The sequence below is a fragment of the Immundisolibacter sp. genome (genome assembly GCF_050250495.1).
GTDB lineage: Bacteria > Pseudomonadota > Gammaproteobacteria > Immundisolibacterales > Immundisolibacteraceae > Immundisolibacter.
Window position 1 is genome coordinate 164890 of sequence record NZ_JBFWOM010000003.1, and the last position, 17640, is coordinate 182529.

Annotated in this window: 15 protein-coding genes, 1 tRNA gene and 2 pseudogenes; 10 read left to right on the forward strand and 8 right to left on the reverse strand. The window is 69.6% G+C overall.

The features are described 5' to 3' along the window. Positions 1-24: 24 nt before the first annotated feature. Positions 25-882: a formyltetrahydrofolate deformylase gene (purU, locus tag AB7F93_RS04225; protein ID WP_428301638.1), complete on the reverse strand. Its 858-nt coding sequence runs from the start codon at positions 880-882 to the stop codon at positions 25-27. A gap of 96 nt (positions 883-978) precedes the next feature. Between purU and AB7F93_RS04230 the strand changes: the two genes are divergently transcribed. From AB7F93_RS04230 to AB7F93_RS04245, 4 genes are all read left to right on the forward strand, one after another. Continuing rightward, positions 979-2454, forward strand: coding sequence for an FAD-linked oxidase C-terminal domain-containing protein (locus AB7F93_RS04230; protein WP_428301639.1), 1476 nt, complete (start codon positions 979-981; stop codon positions 2452-2454). A 2-nt stretch (positions 2455-2456) separates the two neighbouring features. Beyond that, positions 2457-3503, forward strand: a complete 1047-nt coding sequence (gene glcE, locus AB7F93_RS04235) for a glycolate oxidase subunit GlcE (RefSeq protein WP_428301640.1) — start codon at positions 2457-2459, stop codon at positions 3501-3503. 76 nt (positions 3504-3579) lie between these two features. Next, positions 3580-4158, forward strand: coding sequence for a TMEM165/GDT1 family protein (locus tag AB7F93_RS04240; RefSeq protein WP_428301641.1), 579 nt, complete (start codon positions 3580-3582; stop codon positions 4156-4158). Positions 4159-4265: 107 nt separating this feature from the next. Further along, positions 4266-5240: an alpha/beta hydrolase gene (locus tag AB7F93_RS04245; RefSeq protein ID WP_428301642.1), complete on the forward strand. Its 975-nt coding sequence runs from the start codon at positions 4266-4268 to the stop codon at positions 5238-5240. Between the two features lie 59 nt (positions 5241-5299). Here AB7F93_RS04245 and AB7F93_RS04250 read toward each other — a convergent pair whose 3' ends face one another. After that, positions 5300-6412 carry a Glu/Leu/Phe/Val family dehydrogenase gene (locus AB7F93_RS04250; protein WP_428301643.1) on the reverse strand — a complete coding sequence of 371 codons (1113 nt, stop codon included), beginning with the start codon at positions 6410-6412 and terminating at the stop codon, positions 5300-5302. 156 nt (positions 6413-6568) lie between these two features. On the opposite strand from AB7F93_RS04250, the gene AB7F93_RS04255 reads away from it, so the two are divergent. Together AB7F93_RS04255 and AB7F93_RS04260 are read left to right on the forward strand one after the other, a co-directional pair. After that, a complete protein-coding gene (locus tag AB7F93_RS04255) occupies positions 6569-6859 on the forward strand; it encodes a hypothetical protein (RefSeq protein WP_428301644.1) in 291 nt (96 codons plus the stop codon). A 19-nt stretch (positions 6860-6878) separates the two neighbouring features. Then, positions 6879-7907 carry a zinc-binding alcohol dehydrogenase family protein gene (locus AB7F93_RS04260; RefSeq protein ID WP_428301645.1) on the forward strand — a complete coding sequence of 343 codons (1029 nt, stop codon included), beginning with the start codon at positions 6879-6881 and terminating at the stop codon, positions 7905-7907. Positions 7908-7919: 12 nt separating this feature from the next. On the opposite strand, the gene AB7F93_RS04265 is transcribed toward AB7F93_RS04260, so the two are convergent. From AB7F93_RS04265 to AB7F93_RS04290, 6 genes are all read right to left on the reverse strand, one after another. Further along, positions 7920-8450: a hypothetical protein gene (locus AB7F93_RS04265; RefSeq protein WP_428301646.1), complete on the reverse strand. Its 531-nt coding sequence runs from the start codon at positions 8448-8450 to the stop codon at positions 7920-7922. 164 nt (positions 8451-8614) lie between these two features. After that, positions 8615-9727: a dihydrolipoamide acetyltransferase family protein gene (locus AB7F93_RS04270; protein ID WP_428301647.1), complete on the reverse strand. Its 1113-nt coding sequence runs from the start codon at positions 9725-9727 to the stop codon at positions 8615-8617. A 2-nt stretch (positions 9728-9729) separates the two neighbouring features. Continuing rightward, entirely contained in the window at positions 9730-10704 is a 975-nt protein-coding gene (locus AB7F93_RS04275) for an alpha-ketoacid dehydrogenase subunit beta (RefSeq protein WP_428301648.1), read from the reverse strand. Then, positions 10697-11764, reverse strand: a complete 1068-nt coding sequence (gene pdhA, locus AB7F93_RS04280) for a pyruvate dehydrogenase (acetyl-transferring) E1 component subunit alpha (protein ID WP_428301649.1) — start codon at positions 11762-11764, stop codon at positions 10697-10699. The genes AB7F93_RS04275 and pdhA overlap by 8 nt, the downstream gene beginning before the upstream one ends. Positions 11765-12326: 562 nt before the next feature. Next, positions 12327-12402 (reverse strand) — tRNA-Asn (locus AB7F93_RS04285). Between the two features lie 222 nt (positions 12403-12624). Then, positions 12625-13809 carry a pyridoxal phosphate-dependent aminotransferase gene (locus AB7F93_RS04290; RefSeq protein ID WP_428301650.1) on the reverse strand — a complete coding sequence of 395 codons (1185 nt, stop codon included), beginning with the start codon at positions 13807-13809 and terminating at the stop codon, positions 12625-12627. Positions 13810-13890: 81 nt separating this feature from the next. Here AB7F93_RS04290 and uvrB point away from each other — a divergent pair, with 81 nt between their 5' ends. From uvrB to AB7F93_RS04310, 4 genes and pseudogenes are all read left to right on the forward strand, one after another. Next, a complete protein-coding gene (gene uvrB / locus AB7F93_RS04295; RefSeq protein WP_428301651.1) occupies positions 13891-15924 on the forward strand; it encodes an excinuclease ABC subunit UvrB in 2034 nt (677 codons plus the stop codon). 100 nt (positions 15925-16024) lie between these two features. Continuing rightward, complete coding sequence (locus tag AB7F93_RS04300) at positions 16025-16570, forward strand: GIY-YIG nuclease family protein (protein ID WP_428301652.1); 546 nt, start codon at positions 16025-16027, stop codon at positions 16568-16570. 199 nt (positions 16571-16769) lie between these two features. After that, positions 16770-16886: pseudogene (locus tag AB7F93_RS04305) on the forward strand (REP-associated tyrosine transposase); the annotation flags it as partial. Between the two features lie 200 nt (positions 16887-17086). Continuing rightward, positions 17087-17584, forward strand: a pseudogene (locus AB7F93_RS04310) (REP-associated tyrosine transposase); the annotation flags it as partial. Positions 17585-17640: the final 56 nt, after the last annotated feature.

Below are 17640 nucleotides of genomic sequence, written 5' to 3' on the forward strand. Positions count from 1 at the left end.
GGGCGGGACAGCCCGCCCACCGCCTCAGTCAAACACCACCGTCTTGTTGCCGTAGGCGAGGATGCGGTGTTCGAGGTGCCAGCGCACGGCGCGCGAGAGCACCATTTTTTCGACGTCGCGGCCTTTCTGGATCAGGTTTTCGACCTGGTCGCGGTGGGACACACGGATCACGTCCTGCTCGATGATCGGGCCTTCGTCCAGGGTGTCGGTCACGTAGTGGCTGGTGGCGCCGATGATCTTCACGCCGCGGTCGAACGCGCGGTGGTAGGGGCGGGCGCCCAGAAAAGCCGGCAGGAAGGAGTGGTGGATGTTGATGATGCGCGCCGGGTAGCGGGCCACGAATTTCGGACCCAGGATCTGCATGTAGCGCGCCAGCACCAGCAGGTCCACGTCGTGCTGTTCCAGCAGCGCGAGCTGCGCCGCCTCGGCGGTGCTCTTGCCCTCCGGCGTCACCTCGATCAGGTGAAACGGCACGTCGTAGAACTCGACCAGCGCGCGCGTGTCCTCGTGGTTGCTGATCACGAGCGGGATGTCGCAGTACAGCTCGCCGGCGCGGTGGCGGTACAGCAGGTCGGCGAGGCAGTGGTCGTAGCGTGAGGCGAAGATGGCGACGCGCTGGCGGCGGTCGGATTCTTCCAGCCGCCACTGCAGGGCGTGCTTTTCGGCCAGCGGCGTAAACGCCGTCTTGAAGTCGGCGAGCGGCATGTCGAAGCCGGCCAGCGCCCATTCCACGCGCATGAAGAACAGCCCGGCGGCGATGTCGACGTGCTGGTCGGCGTGCAGGATGTTGGCGCCGTGGCGGTACAGGAACTCGGCCACGGCGGCGACGAGGCCGCGCTGGTCCGGGCAGGTGACGAGCAGGATGGCGGTGTTGCGGGACATGGTGGCGTCGGCGGGCTGCTGCGCGGGCGCGAACTATAAGCCAAGCGTGCGGCCCGCCGGCCAGCGGCTACCATTGCCGCGCCGCCCGGAGGAGCCATGCACGCCGCACCGTTGTCCGCCAATCACGCCGCCCTGCTGGCCGCGCTGCGCGCGGTGCTGCCGGCCGACGCGCTGCTGACGGACGAGTCCCAGCGGCGCGTGTACGAGTGCGACGCGCTCACCAACTACCGCGCGCTGCCGCTGGCGGTGGCGCTGCCGGAAACGGTGCCGCAGGTGCAGGCGCTGCTGCGGCTGTGCAGGGAGCACGGCGTGCCGGTGGTGCCGCGCGGTGCGGGCACGGGCTTGTCCGCCGGCGCATTGCCGCGCGAGGACGGCGTGCTGCTGTCCATGACGCGCTTCGACCGCATTCTGGAAATCGACCCCGACAACCGCATCGCCCGCGTGCAGCCGGGCGTGCGCAATCTGGCGGTCTCGGAAGCCGCGGCGGCGCATGGCCTCTTCTACGCGCCCGATCCGTCGTCGCAGTTCGCCTCCAGCATCGGCGGCAACATCGCCGAGAACTCGGGCGGCGTGCACTGCGTCAAGTACGGCCTGACTACGCACAACCTGCTGGAGGTGACGCTGGTTACCCTCGACGGCGAGCTGCTCACGCTCGGCGGCGGCGGGCTCGACGGGCCGGGCTTCGACCTGGTCGCGCTGGTGACGGGCTCCGAAGGCATGCTCGGCGTGGTGGTGGAGGCGCGGCTCAAGCTGCTGCCGGTGCCGGAGTCGATCGTGCTGCTGCAGGCGGCATTTCCGGACTGGGAGCGCGCCGGGCGGGCGGTGATGGACATCGTGGCCGCGGGCGTGGTGCCGTCGGCGCTCGAAATGATGGACCAGGTGGCGGTCGAGGTGGTCGAAGGCTACATCCAGATGGGCCTGCCGGTGGATGCCGCCGCGCTGTTGTTTTGCGAGCTGGACGGCGCGGTGGCGGAGGTGGAAGCGCAGCTCGAGCGCGTCACCGCGCTGATGAAGGCGTGTGATGGGTACGACCTGCGTCTGGCGCGCGACGCCGACGAGCGCACGCGCCTGTGGGCCGGGCGCAAGGGCGCGTTTCCGGCCATGGGGCGCGTGTCGCCGGATTTCTACATCGTGGACGCCACCGTGCCGCGCCGGCACCTGCCGGGCATCCTGCGCCGCATCGGCGAACTCGCCGCCGAGCACGGCCAGCGCGTGGCGACGGCGTTTCACGCCGGCGACGGCAACCTGCACCCGCTGATCCTGTACGACGGCGCCATCCCGGACGAAGTGGAACGCACCGAGCGCCTCGCCGGCCGCATTCTGGAGGAGTGCCTCGCGCTCGGCGGCACCATCACCGGCGAGCACGGCATCGGCGCCGAGAAGATCGACAAGGCCTGCAAGCAGTTTGCCGACCCGGTGCTGGAGGATTACTTCGCGGTCAAGCGCGCGTTCGACCCGACCGGCCTGCTGAACCCCGGCAAGGCCATCCCGACGCTCGCCCGCTGCGCGGAACTCCGCGGCAGCCACGTGCACCACGGCCAGTTGCCGCACCCGGAACTCGAACGGTTTTGAGCATGGATCAGGATTGCACCGAGGCGCTCGCCGCCGCCGTGCGCGCGGCCATCGATGCGCGCCGCCCGCTACGCGCAGTGGGGCACGGCAGCAAGGCCTTCTATGGCGACGCGGCGGGCGGCGAGCCGCTGGATGTCACCGCCCACTGCGGCGTGCTGGGCTACGAGCCGGGCGACATGGTGATCACTGCCCGCACGGGTACGCCGCTGGCCGAACTCGACGCCGTGCTGGCGGCGCAAGGCCAGATGCTCGGCTTCGAGCCGCCGCGCTTTGGCGGCCGCGGCACGCTCGGCGGCGCCATCGCGGCCGGGTTGTCCGGCCCGCGCCGGCCGTGGGCGGGCGCGGCGCGCGACTTCGTGCTCGGCGTGCGCGCCATCAACGGCCACGGACAGGTGGTGCGCTACGGCGGCGAGACCATCAAGAACGTGGCCGGCTACGACCTGGCGCGCCTGTATGCGGGCTCGCTCGGCGCGTTTGGCGTGATGCTGGACGTGTCGCTGCGCGTGCTGCCGGTGCCGCAAACCGAACTCACGCTGGTGCTGGAACCCGCCGACCCGGCGCGCGCGATGATCGATCTGCAACGCCGGCCGTGGCCGCTGTCCGGCCTGTGCCGTGTGGACGGGCAGCTGCGCGTGCGCCTGTCCGGCACCGCCGAGGGCGTGGCCGCCGCGCGGGCGCAGATCGGCGGCGAGGAGCTGCCGGACGGCGCCGCCTTCTGGCACGCGCTGCGCGATTGGGAGTTGCCGTTCTTCGCCGGCGCGGCGCCGCTGTGGCGCATCTCGCTGCCGCCGGCCGCGCCGCCGCTTGACCTGCCCGGCGACTGGCTCCTCGACTGGGGCGGCGCCCAGCGCTGGCTGCGCAGCGATGCCGCGCCGGCCGACGTGTGGGCGGCTGCTGCCAAGGCGCATGGCCACGCCACGCTGATGCGCGGCGGGGATCGTGCAGGCGGCGTGTTTCAGCCGCCGTCGGCCGCGCAGGCGGCCATCGAGCAGCGCCTCAAGGCGGAGCTCGACCCGGCCGGCGTGTTTGCGGGCGGTCGGCGCGCATGAACGCCTGACCGGCTGCCGTGCCCGGCCGCGTCCATCAACGCTCTGCTTCTGCATTACCTACCAGGCTCTTATAGGAATGGAATCGCTGCTCGTCTCGACCGGCGTCGTTGCGCTCGCGGAAATCGGCGACAAGACGCAACTGCTCGCCTTCATCCTCGCCGCGCGGTTCAAGAAGCCGCTGCCCATCGTGCTCGGCATCCTCGCCGCCACGGTCGTGAATCACGGCCTGGCGGGCGCTTTGGGCGCCTGGATCACCAGCGCGGTGAGCCCGCAGGTGCTGCGCTGGCTGCTCGGTCTGTCGTTCCTCGGCATGGCCGTGTGGACGCTGATCCCGGACGAAATCGAGGAGGACGAAACGCGCATCGCCGGGCGGCTTGGCGTGTTCGGTGCCACGCTGGTCACGTTCTTTCTGGCCGAGATGGGCGACAAGACGCAGATCGCCACCGTCGCCATGGCCGCCCACTACGCGGCGCCGCTGCTGGTGGTCATCGGCACCACGGCGGGCATGCTGATTGCGGACGTGCCGGCGGTGTTCGTCGGCGACCGGCTCGCCGCGCGCATCCCGATGAAGCTGGTGCACGCCATCGCGGCGGCCATCTTCGCGGCGCTCGGCGTCGCGACGCTGCTCGGTGCCGGCGCGCGGGTGGGGCTATAGGCCGCGCGGGGTCCCGCGTCGCGGTCTTGCCGGCAAGCACCCGGGTCGACTAAAACGTCCGCTGTCCGCAATCGCAGAAATCGCACAAGCCACGAGGAGAACGCCCCATGTCCGACGTCACGGCCACCCTAGCCCGTCCGCTGTCCGGGCAGGTCCACCCGCAGGTGGCCGCGCACCTGGCGCAGATGGCCGCCATGAATCCGCCGCCCATCGAGGTGCTGACGCCGGAGCAGGTGCGCGTCGGCTTCGGCATGCAGATGAAGATGACGGCCGGCCCCGCCACGCCGCTGCCGGCGGTGCGCGATCTGTCCATCCCCGGCCCGGGCGGTGCCCTCAAGGCGCGCCTGTACCGGCCCGCCGCCGACGGCGTGCTGCCGGGCCTCGTGTTCTTCCACGGCGGCGGCTGGGTGATCGGCGATCTCGACAGCCACGACGACCTGTGCCGGGATCTGGCCGCCCAGTCGGGTTGCGCCGTGCTGGCCGTGGACTATCGCCTGGCGCCGGAGCACCGCTTCCCGGCCGCGGCGGACGACGCCATCGCCGCCACGCGCTGGGCGAGCGCCAACGCCACCGACCTTGGCATCGATGCCAAGCGTCTTGCCGTGGGCGGCGACAGCGCCGGGGGCAACCTCGCGGCCATCAGCGCGCTCGCGGCGCGCGATTCCGGCGTGCCGCTCGCGGGACAGCTGCTCATTTACCCGGTTACGGACATGTCGCGCCTGGAGGGCGAGTCCTACACCGCCTGTGGCGAGGGTTATGGTCTCACTGCCGGCGCCATGGGCTGGTTCCGCCGGCATTACCTCGCCGACGCCGCGACGGCGCAGGACTGGCGCGTGTCGCCGCTGCTGACCACAGACCTCGGCCGCCTGCCGCCGGCGCTGGTGGTGACGGCCGAATTCGACGTGCTGCGCAGCGAGGGCGAGGCGTATGCCAAGCGCCTCGCCGACGCCGGCGTGCCGACCGAGCTTGCCCGCTACGACGGCATGATCCACGGCTTCGCCTCCATGGCGGGCGCGCTCGACGTGGGCCGCCAGGTGCGCAGCGACATGGCGCGCTGGCTGAAGGGCGTGCTCGGCGCCTGACCGTCGCCTGCCGGCGATAACCCGCACCCGTACTCACGGCGGGTGCGGCGCTGGTTGTGTCAGTAAATCCCCCAGCGCCGCGTGCGCATGGCGCCGTGGACGCGCTCCAGCGCCAGCGCCTCGGCCGCCTGCCGGGGCGTGACGCCGCCCGCCTGAGCCCTCTCCAGCACGGCGGTGGTGTTGGCGCGGATGCGCTCCTCCACCGCCGCCATGGCGGCACCGGCGGTCGCCCCGCGCAGCTCGAAGGCGGCGCAGATCACGCCGCCCGCGTTGGCGATGAAGTCCGGCACCACCCACACGCCGCGCGCGTGCAGGCTTCGTTCGGCATCGGGCGTCACGGGAATGTTGGCGCCCTGTACCAGCAGCGCGGCGCGCACCCGATCCACATTGCCGGCGTGGATCACGTCCGGCCGCGCGGCCGGAATCCACACGTCGCAGTCGACGCCGATCAACTGTTCGGCCGTGATGACCTCCGCGCCTGGGCAAGCCGTCACCTTGCCGCCGCCGTCCTTGATGGCGAGCAGGCGGTCGAGATCGATGCCGGCCGGCTGGTGTATGGCGCCCGCCGAGTCCCCCACCGCCACCAGCCGCGCGCCGCGGGCAGTCAGAAAACGCGCCGCGTGCCGGCCGACGGCGCCGAACCCCTGGATCGCTATGCGTGCTCCGTCCAGCGGGCGACCCAGCCGGGCAAGCGCCACCTCGGCGGCGTGGCACAGCCCCCAGCCGGTGGCGCCGATCTCGTCGAGCGGAATGCCGCCGAGGGCCGTCGGCAGCCCGGCCGCGCGGCCGATCTCGTCCTTCACCCAGGCCATGCAGGTCTCGTCGGTGCCCATGTCCGGGCCCACGATGTAGCCCTGCTCGTGCCGCAGCGCGGCGGCGAAGGCGCGGATCAGGCGCTCCTTGTCCGCCGGCGGCAGGCGTGGATCACCCCGCAGCACCGACTTGCCGCCACCGTGCGGCAGACCGGCGGCGGCGTTCTTGAGCGTCATGGCCCGCGCCAGGCGGGCGCACTCGGCGGTGGTGACGTCGACCGCCATGCGCAGCCCGCCGATGGCCGGCCCGCAGGCCAGGTTGTCCAGCACCACGGTGCCGGCCAGACCCAGCGCCGGCTGGTGCACATGGATGACGCGGGCGGGACCCAGATCGTCGGCAAACGGCAGCTCGGGGTGCATGGTGTCGGGCTCTGTAGCAGGTGGGACGCGCGATGAAATCAGCATTTGCCCCCGCCGCGCCATGACGCGCGTCAGCCGCGCGACGGTGTCGCTTGAGGCCGATCAGTGCGCCAGATCGCGCGCGGCCGTTCAATCGCCGCCGTATGGCCATGGCAGATGGCCCGCATCGACCCCACGGAGACCGTCATGAACACCGCCGAAGAGCTCAAGAAACTGCTGGATGCACTCGCCACGCAACGCGATGAGCTGATCGTGAAGGCTCACCTCGCGCGCCTGGAGGCGCAGGACGAGTGGGGCCGGCTCGAACAGCAGCTTGAACAGCTGCGCGAGAAGGGTGCCGTGGCGGCCAGCGTCACCGGCGATACCGCCCGCGAGGTGCTGGCGGCCGCCAGGCTGGCCGGCGAGGAAATCGCCCGCGGCTACGAGCGCCTGCGCAAGTCGTTGTAGCGATCCCCTACCCTGCGCCATGCAGGCCATGCTGCTGCGCCGTGTAGGCGAGTTCGTCGACGGCGCGGCGGCGCTCGACACGGTGGAACTGTCTGCCCCGCAGCCGGCACCGGGCGAGGTGCTGATCGAGGTCACCTGCTGCGGGGTGTGCCACACCGAGATCGACGAGATCGAAGGCCGCACGCCGCCGCCGCGGCTGCCGGTGATCCCCGGCCACCAGGTGGTCGGCCGGGTGGTGTCGGCGCCGGTCGGCAGCTCGCTCGTGCCGGGCGACCGGGTGGGCGTGGCATGGATTTTCAGCGCCTGCGGGCACTGCGAGTACTGCCGCGAGGGGCGCGAGAACCTGTGCCCGGACTTTCGCGCCACCGGCCGCGACGCCCACGGCGGCTACGCGCCGTTCATCACCGTGCCGGCCGACTTCGTGCACCGCCTGCCGGACGGCCTCAGCGACACCGAAGCCGCGCCGCTGCTGTGCGCGGGCGCGGTCGGCTACCGGGCGCTGTCCTTGTGCACGCTAGACGACGGCGATGCGCTGGGTCTCGCCGGCTTCGGCGCCAGCGGTCATCTGGTGCTGCAGATGGCCCGCGCGCGCTGGCCGCGCTCGCCGGTGGTCGTGTTCTCCCGCAACGCCGCCGAGCGCGCGCTGGCGCTGGAACTCGGCGCCACCTGGGCCGGCGCCGCGGATGCGCAAACACCGCTACCGCTGCACGCCATCATCGACACCACGCCGGCCTGGGCGCCGGTGCGGGCGGCGCTGCGCAACCTGCGCCCCGGCGGGCGGCTGGTGATCAACGCCATCCGCAAGGAAGCCGCCGATGCCGCCGTGATGGCCGGCATCGACTACCCGCAGGAGCTGTGGCAGGAAAAGGCCATCCAGTCGGTGGCCAACGTGACGCGCGCCGACGTGCAGGCCTGCCTTGATCTTGCCGCGCGGGCCGGCATCCGCCCGCGCGTGCGCACCTATCCGCTCGCCGAGGCCAACGCGGCGCTGGCGGACCTCAAGTTCGGCCGCCATGCCGGGGCCAAGGTGTTGCTGGTACGCGCGTAAAGCAGGTCGCGCCTACTGGACGAGGGCGGGCAACACCTCGTCCATGCCCTGCAGCGGTCCGAGCGGGTTGCGCCGGTCGGTCTCGCCGTCGAGCTTCGGCTGCCCACCCCACAGCTTGTAGGTGATGCGCTCGTCCTGGGCCAGCAGCAGCGCCGTGAACTGCCAGCCGGACTGCGTGGCGCGGCGGCGAAAATTGAACAGGTCCGCGAACACGTTGCCGTGGCGCTTGCTGCGCTTCTCGCCGGCGGTGATGCGAAAACCTCGGCAGGCGTCGCGTGCACTGATGCAGTCCCGCACCGCCGGATCCAGATCCTCCAGCCGGATGGACGGGTTCGGCATGAAGTACTTGATCAGGTCCAGATACGTGAGGATGGTCGTGTTCGGCGACGTGTACGGGTCGAAGCCCAGCGCCGCCAGGTCCGCGACGGTGGTGGCGTTCGGCTCGATGCGGTCGAACGCCGCCCTGGCCTCGGCGAAATTCGACCAGGTGACGTTGACCGACTGGTGCGAGCGCGGCAGCAGCCCACCGCAACCGCTCAGCAAGATCATCCCCACGCTTGCCGCCAACAGCCAAAACACGCGCAAACGGATGCTTGCCCGGCGTGTCGGCAGGTGGGTGGTCGGCATGCTCCCCTCGGAAAACTGAAAACCGCTCGCGAACGCGGGCGGACGCGATTATGCGGTGAACCCGCCGTCGCGCGGCGCAGTCAGGCCGCCTGTTCGAGATCCGCCTTCACCGCCATCAGAAAGCGCGCCGCCTCGCCGCCGGTGACCACGCGGTGGTCGAAGCTCAGTGACAGCGGCAGCACGCGCCGCACGGCCGGCTGGCCGGCGACGGCGAGCACCGCGTCGTACGCACGCCCCGCGCCCAGGATCGCCACCACCGGCGGCACCAGCAGCGGCACCGCGTAGCGCCCGCCGAGCGGGCCGAAGTTGCTCAGCATGATGCTGGCGCCGCGCAGTTGCTCGGGCGTGAGGCTGCGCGCGCGCACGGCCGCCATCAGCGCATCCACGCCGGCGCGAAGGCCCGCGCCGTCGAGCGCGCCGGCGTCGCGCAGCACCGGCACGAACAGGCCCTCCGCGCTGTCGACGGCGATGCCGATGTCGATTTTCTTCAGCAGGCGCCGGCCCATGTCCTCGCTGTCGAACCAGGCGTTCAGTGCGGGCTCCGCCCGGCAGCCGGCGGCGATCGCGCGCAGTAAGCGCGTCATGGGATCGGCGCCGGCCGGCCAGGCGTGGACGTCGGCGTCGTCGCACAGCGCGGCGGTGGCGACCTCCGCCTGCGTCTTGGCCATGTTGACGGCCATCGCCCGGCGCGGGCCGGCGAGTGCTTCGAGCGGGCCGGTTTCGGCATAGATGCGCGCCACGCGCTCGACGTCCGTCTTGGTGATGGTGTCGTTGGGGCCGGTCGGTGTGACGGAACCGAGGTCCACACTCAGGCGCTTGGCGAGCGCGCGCACGGCCGGCGTGGCGCGGATGCCGGCGGCCGGCCGGCCGACGCTCTGCGGCGTTTCGTGCACCACCGCCGTGCCGGCGGCGACGGCACCGACCACGGTGCCGGTATCGGCGCTCGCACCGCCGACGAACTCCACCAGCGGCGCACCCACGGCCAGTCGCGTGCCGGCTTCGGCGCACAGGCGCGCGATCTCGCCCGTGCGCGGCGAGGGCACCTCCACCACCGCCTTGTCGGTCTCGACCGACGCCAGCGGCTGGCCCTCGACCACGTGATCGCCGGGGCCGACGTGCCAGGACAACAGTTCGGCCTCGGCCAGTCCTTCACCCAGATCGGGCAGCGCGAACACCTTGGCCGGTTCGTTCATGCTCAGTGCTCCAGCACGCGCCGGGCGGCGGCGAGGATGCGCTGCGGCCCCGGCAGGTAGGTGTGTTCGAGCCGCGCCAGCGGCATCACGGTGTCGTAACCGGCCACGCGCTCGACCGGCGCCAGCAGCGACATCAGACCCGGCCCGGCCAGCAGCGCGGCGATCTCGGCGCCGAAGCCGCCGCGCAGCGGCGCCTCGTGCACGATCATGCAGCGGCCAGTCTTGGCCACCGAATCGAGCAACGTGCCGGTGTCGAGCTCGCGCAGGGTGGCGACGTCGATCACCTCGGCGCTGACGCCGCGCTCGGCCAGCGTGTCGGCGACGGCGAGGCAATCGACCACGCTCGCGCCCCAGCTCACCAGCGTCAGATCGGTGCCCTCGCGCAGCACGAAGCACACGTCGAGCGGCAGCGCCTCGCCCGTATCGGCCACTTCCTCGCGAAACGCGCGGTAGATGCGCGAGGGTTCCAGGAACACCACCGGGTCCGGGTCGCGAATCGCCGCCAGCAGCAGGCCGTAGGCGCGCGCCGGCGAGGACGGGATCACCACCCGCAGGCCCGGGATGTGCGCCAGCATGGCCTCGTTGCTCTCGGAATGGTGCTCGGGCGCGTGGATGCCGCCGCCGCAGGGCGCGCGCAGCACCAGCGGGCAGGTGAGCCGGCCGCGGGTGCGGTTGCGCAGGCGGCTGGCGTGGTTCACCAGCTGGTCGATGGCCGGGTAGATGAAGCCCGAGAACTGGATTTCCGCCACCGGCCGCAGACCCTCGGCGGCCATGCCGACCGCCACGCCGGCGATCAGGTTCTCGGCCAGCGGCGTGTCCATCACGCGCTCGCCAAAGCGCTGCTGCAAACCGACGGTGGCGCGGAACACGCCGCCGTTGACGCCGACATCCTCGCCCAGCACCACCACGTTCGGGTCGTCCGCCAGCGCGCGGGCGAGCGCCAGGTTCACCGCCTCCACCAGCGTGCACTCAGCCATGCGCGACCCCGGCGAACTCGGCCCGCTGCGCGGCAAGGCTCGCCGGCAACTGCGCGTAGAGGTGATCGAACATGTCGGTCGGCGCCGGCGGCGGGGTCGCCAGGTACGCCGCAACGGCCACCTCCACCTGCGCGTTGCAGTCGGCGATCAGCCGCTCCTCGTCGGCGGCGCTCCAGGCGCCCTGCTGCGCCATGTAGGCGCGCAGCCGCGGCAGCGGGTCGCGCTGCCAGGCGGCGGACACCTCGGCCTCGGGGCGATAGCGGCGCGCGTCGTCGGACGTGGTGTGGTCGCCGAGGCGATAGGTCAGGCCCTCGATCACGCTCGGGCCGTCGCCGCGCCGGGCGCGCGCCAGCACGCGGGCCATCACCTGCCGCACCGCTAGCATGTCATTGCCGTCCACCTGTTCGCCCGGCACGCCGCCGGCGATGGCCTTCTGCGCCAGCGTGGCGCAGGCCGTCTGCTCGGCGAGCGGCACCGAAATCGCCCACTGGTTGTTGGTGATGACGAACACCAGCGGCAGCCGCCACACGCCGGCGAGGTTCAGCGCCTCGTAGAAATCGCCCTTGGAGGTGCCGCCGTCGCCGACGAAGCACACCGCCACCCGTTTTTGTTGCCGCAGGCGCATGGCGCTCGCCACGCCCGCCGCGTGCGTGCATTGCGTCGCGATCGGCACGCAGTACGGAAAGTCCCCGCGCGGGCCGGCAAAGTCGCTGCCACGCTCGTCGCCGCCCCAGTAGGCCAGCAACTGCGCCATCGGCACGCCGCGCACCAGCAGCGCGCCGGCCTCGCGGTAGGTAGGCAGCAGCACGTCGTCGGCGCGCATGGCATCGGCCACGCCCACGTGCAGCGCCTCGTGCCCAAGGCTCGATGCGTAGGTGCCGAGCTGCCCGGTGCGCTGCAAACGCACGGCGCGCTCGTCGAAACGCCGCGTCAGCACCATCTGCCCGTACAGCCGGCGCAGCGTGCTGGGGTTGATGCGCGGCACGGGGCCGTGCGGCTGGCCGTGTTCATCAAGGATCTGGTGACTGGCGATACCGAATCGTGCGACGGTGGTCTTCACGCTTTCCTCCGGTGACTGCCCGTCATTGTAATGCCTGGGCGGCCGTGGCGGCAAGGCGGCCACGTCAGCGAACCGGCACTCGGCAGCTCTGCAAGAGGTCGCGCGGGACGAAAGGCGGCGCCACGGGTGGGCCGAGCCGCTGGAGTCCGGGAGCGTTGCGAGGGAAGCGGGGGTGGCAGCAGAAAAAGAGGCGGGGGCCGGAATGGTGTGTGCCAGTCACCATCAGGAGGAGGAGGGGAAGAGTTCCCGGCCCCCGCCGATTTGACTAATGCAGGGGCTGTGCCAAACCGGCCCGGTGCCCGCAACGCGTGCGCTTTGGCCGTTTGGTGCGGGATTTTCGGGTGTCTGCGCGTGTGTGGCGCGCACCGCGATGAGGAACCAACCCGGTTTGGCGCACCAAACCCGGGCCGCGGAAAGGTCGATACGAGGGTTGCGCGGCGAGCGGTGTGCCCGCCGGGCGAATCAGACGATCAGCGCAAACACCGCACCGACCGCAACGATGGCGATGACGGTGGCGATCAGGGCCTTGGGCAGGGTGTCGATCATGCGCGGATTTGAGAGATGGCTCCCCGGGACGGGCTCGAACCGCCGACCCAGTGATTAACAGTCACTTGCTCTACCGACTGAGCTACCGGGGAAGAAAGGGCGCGTAGTCTATTGGCGGGCCGCCGGCATGGTCAACCGGTTTTGACCGTTGCCTGCTGCGGGGTGCGGCGTGGCGTTTTTTCCGGTGTTCGGCGGCCGCCATTCGGCCCGAGGGCGGGCCTCCCACAGCCTCAACGCCGCCGCAGCGATACCCTTTGGGAGCGGTGCCCTTGTGGGAGCGGCGTCCTCGCCGCGAATCCCCCGGCGCGCGGCCCTCAGCCGAGCGCCGCCTTCAACCGCCGCATGGCCTCCTGCAGGTTCTCCATGCTGGTGGCGAACGACAGGCGCAGATAGCCCGGCGCGCCGAAGGCGCTGCCCGGCACCAGCGCGACCTCGGCCTTTTCCATCAGCCAGGCGGCAAGCTCGACGTCATCCTTCACGCCCGGCGTGTTGGCGATGGCGCCCTCGACGCTGAAGAAGCAGTAGAACGCCCCGTCGGCCGGCGCGCAGCGGATGCCGCGGATGTCGTTCAGCGCCGCCACCACAAAGTCGTGCCGCTGCTTGAAGGCGGTGTTCATGTCCTGGATGAAGGACTGGTCGCCCTGCAGCGCGGCCACCGTGGCCACCTGCGAGATCGAGCACGGATTCGACGTGCTCTGCGACTGGATCTTGGCCATCTCGCTGATGACCCGCGCATCACCCGCCGCGTAGCCGATGCGCCAGCCGGTCATCGAGTACGCCTTCGACACGCCGTTCAGCACCATGGTGCGCTCGTACAGCTCAGGACACGCGTTCACGATGTTCCTGAACTGCGTGCCGTCCCAGCGGATGTGCTCGTACATGTCGTCGCTGGCGATCCACACCTGCGGGTGGCGCAGCAGCACGTCGGCCAGCGCCTTGAGCTCGGCCTCGGAATACACGCTGCCGGTCGGGTTCGACGGGCTGTTCAGCACCAGCAGCTTGGTGCGCGGCGTGATGGCGGCTTCGAGCTGCGCCGGGGTGATCTTGAAGTGGCTGTCGAGGTTGGTGTCCAGCGCCACCGGCGTGGCGCCCGCCAGCAGCACGATGTCCGGGTACGACACCCAGTACGGCGCCGGGATGATCACCTCGTCGCCTTCTTCCAGCAGCACCTGGGCGAGGTTGTAGAAGCTCTGCTTGCCGCCGCTGGAAACCAGAATCTGCGCCGGCTGGTAGCTGAGCCCGTTCTCGCGCGCGAACTTGTCGACAATCGCCTTGCGCAGCTCGGGCGTGCCTTCCACCGCCGTGTACTTGGTAAAGCCGGCGTCGATGGCCGCCTTGGCAGCGTCCTTGATGTGCTGCGGCGTGTCGAAATCCGGCTCGCCGGCGCCCAGACCAATCACCTTGCGCCCGGCGGCCTGCAGCTCCTTGGCCTTGGCCGTGACGGCCATGGTGGCGGACGGCTTGATGGCGGCGACGCGGGCGGCGAGCTTCAGTTCCACGGCAGATACCCCGGCGGGCAGGCGACGAAAAAAGGGCGGCTACTATACGCATTCGCCCGTTTCAGGTCAGCCGCCGCGCGCATGTCGGACCGCTTCGAACTGCACAGTCCCTACCAGCCCTCCGGCGACCAGCCGCAGGCCATCGCTCGCCTCATCGAGGGCGTGCAGGCCGGCGAGGACGCGCAGGTGCTGCTCGGCGTCACCGGCTCCGGCAAGACCTTCACCATTGCCAACGTCATCCAGGCCGTGCAGCGCCCGACCATGGTGCTGGCGCACAACAAGACGCTGGCCGCGCAGCTGTACGCCGAGTTTCGGGAGTTCTTCCCCAACAACGCGGTCGAGTACTTCGTCTCGTACTACGACTATTACCAGCCGGAAGCCTACGTGCCGGCGTCGGACACCTATATCGAAAAGGACGCCTCCATCAACGCGCAGATCGAGCAACTGCGCCTGTCCGCCACCAAGGCGGTGCTGGAGCGGCGGGACGTCATCGTGGTCGCGTCCGTGTCGGCCATCTACGGCCTCGGCGACCCACGCATGTACCTGAGCATGGTGCTGCACCTGTCGCGCGGCGAGCGCATCGACCAGCGCGCCATCCTGCGCCGCCTGGCCGAGCTGCAATACACGAGGAACGACCTCAACCTCACGCGCGGCACCTACCGCGTGCGCGGCGACCTGATCGACGTGTTCCCGGCGGATTCGGAAAGCGACGCCGTGCGCATCGAGCTGTTCGACGACGAGGTCGAGTCGCTGGCCTACTTCGACCCGCTCACCGGCAGCATCCAGCGCCGCGTGCCGCGGCTCACCATTTATCCGAAGTCGCACTACGTGACGCCGCGCGACACCATCCGCGCCGCCGTGGAGCACATTCGCGCCGAGCTTGGCCCGCGTCTGGCCGCGCTGCGCGCCGCCGGCAAGCTGCTGGAGGCGCAGCGGCTCGACGAGCGCACCCGCTTCGACATGGAAATGCTGCAGGAGCTCGGCTACTGCTCCGGCATCGAAAACTACTCGCGGTATCTGTCGGGTCGGAACGCAGGCGAGCCGCCGCCGACGCTGTTCGATTACCTGCCCGCCGACGCGCTGCTGGTGGTGGACGAATCGCACGTCATGACGCCGCAGTTGCGCGCCATGTACCGCGGCGACCGCTCGCGCAAGGAAGTGCTGGTCGATTACGGGTTTCGCCTGCCGTCGGCGCTCGACAACCGGCCGCTCAAGTTCGAGGAATGGGAGCGCCTGGCGCCGCAGACCATCTTCGTCTCCGCCACGCCGGGGCCGTACGAACTTGGCCGCACCAGCACCATCATCGACCAGGTGGTGCGGCCCACGGGCCTCGTGGACCCGGAGGTCGAAATCCGCCCCGTCGCCACGCAGGTGGACGACCTGCTGTCCGAAATCAACCGCTGCGCCGCCCTCGACCAGCGCGTGCTGGTCACCACGCTCACCAAGCGCATGGCGGAGGACTTGACCGACTACCTCGCCGAGCACGGCGTGCGTGTGCGGTACCTGCACGCGGACATCGAAACCGTGGAGCGCGTCGAGATCATCCGCGACCTGCGCCTGGGCGCCTTCGACGTGCTGGTCGGCATCAACCTGCTGCGCGAGGGGCTGGACATGCCGGAAGTCGCGCTGGTGGCCGTCCTGGACGCCGACAAGGAAGGGTTTCTGCGCTCCGAGCAGTCGCTCATCCAGACCATCGGCCGCGCCGCGCGCAACCTGCACGGCCGCGCCATCCTGTACGCAGACAGCATCACCGGCTCCATGCAGCGGGCCCTCGCGGAAACCGACCGCCGCCGCGCTAAACAGATGGCCTACAACGCCGAGCACGGCATCACCCCGCGCAGCATCACCAAGGCCATCGGCGACCTCATCGACATCGGCCGCAGCGAGTCCGGCACCACCCGCCGCGGCCAGCAGGCAAAAGTGGCCGAACCGCAAGGCGACTACCGCAAACTCAACGCCAAACAACTCGGCCAGCTCATCGCCAAGCTGGAACAGGAGATGTACCGCCACGCCGAGAACCTGGAATTCGAACAGGCGGCCAAGGTGCGGGACCGGATACACGCAGTACGGGAAAGCGCGTTGCGCGGGGATGCGGTGGACGTGGGGGTGGGGTGATGGGTGTCACAGGCGATGCCGATTCCAGCAGAGCAGCGGGTTGCGCATTAGTCGTGGGGAAATTTTCCTCGATGGCACGCGTGGCTCAGGGAGTTTAAAAATGGCAATTCGGGGTTGGGTTTACGTCATCACGAACGAAGCAATGCCAGGGCTATTAAAAGTGGGGCATTCAACCAAAGATCCCGCTCTTCGCGCCCAGGAGCTTGCGAGCACCGGAACGCCAACCCCGTTTGCTGTTGAATATGATGCACTTGTTATTAACCCTGTTGAGGTGGAGAAGGTTTGTCATAAGCGACTCGCCGAGTATCGCAAAGGAAAGGAATGGTTTGCTTGCAATGTCGCCATTGCGGTGAAAGCCATTTCAGAGGCTGCTGGCGGCAACCTGCTTCTGGAGACTTGGCTGCGAAAACCTCTCATTGCACCACGACGCAAACTTGAAGCCTCAGGCGGGCCGCCGGCCGTTAATTTGAGTCGTGCGGCGCCTAGTTCGCGTCCCACAATCACCACCTCAGCGCTGGAGGCAATCGCAGCTCGTTCAGACGCGCGGCGCGATTATGTTTGCCGCCACTGCGGCAAAAGCACCAATAAACCGGAAAGTCATATTTTTAAATGTAACTATTGTGGAAAGCATGAGGTTTTGTTTTAAGCGAGCCGTAGGGTGGGCAAAGGCCGCCAGGCCGTGCCCACGCGGGTTCAACGACTCGCGGCCAATAACGGTCGGTGATTTGCGCGCTCTCCGCGTGGGCACGCTTCGCTTTGCCCACCCTACCTTGGGTGCGGCAGGTGTAGACTAACAAACAACTCTTATCCCTGATGGCTGCCGACCGACTTTCCGGAGGCGAAATATGTCCCGTTACCGGCGTAGTCTTGCCACCGGCGGCACGTTTTTCTTCACCGTCACGCTGGCTGACCGCGGGAGCCGTCTGCTGGTTGACCACATCGACCGGTTGCGGCGCGCCTACAGCGAGCGGTAGGGTGGGCAAAGGCCGTCAGGCCGTGCCCACGCGGGTTCAACGACTCGCGGCTAATAACGGTCGGTGATTCGCGTTCTCTGCGCGTGGGCACGCTTCGCTTTGCCCACCCTACCTTGGGTGCGGCAGGTGTAGACTGACAAACAACTCTTATCCCTGATGGCTGCCGACCGACTTTCCGGAGGCGAAACATGTCCCGTTATCGGCGCAGCCTTGCCACCGGCGGCACGTTCTTCTTCACCGTCACGCTGGCTGACCGCGGGAGCCGTCTGCTGGTGGAACACATCGACCGGTTGCGGCGCGCCAACGGCATCACACAATCCCGTCATCCGTTCAACACCATCGCCATTTGTGTGCTACCGGATCACCTCCACGCCATTTGGCAACTGCCGGACGGCGATGCCGATTTCGGCCGGCGCTGGGGCGCCATCAAACGCCTGTTCTCGGCCAGTTTCGATGCGGTGGCGAATCGCTCGGCAAGCAAACTCGCCAAACGCGAAAAAGGCATCTGGCAACGCCGTTTCTGGGAGCACGAAATTCGTGACGACACCGACCTCGCCCGGCACGTGGATTACATCCACTTCAACCCGGTGAAACACGGCCACGTGGACCGCGTGGCGGATTGGCCGTATTCTTCATTTCACCGCCACGTACGGGTTGGTATTTACCCGCCGGACTGGGCGGCGGATGCCGCCGTGCGTGATTCGTCGGGAATGACCGCGGCAGCCCGCGTAGATGCGCTGAG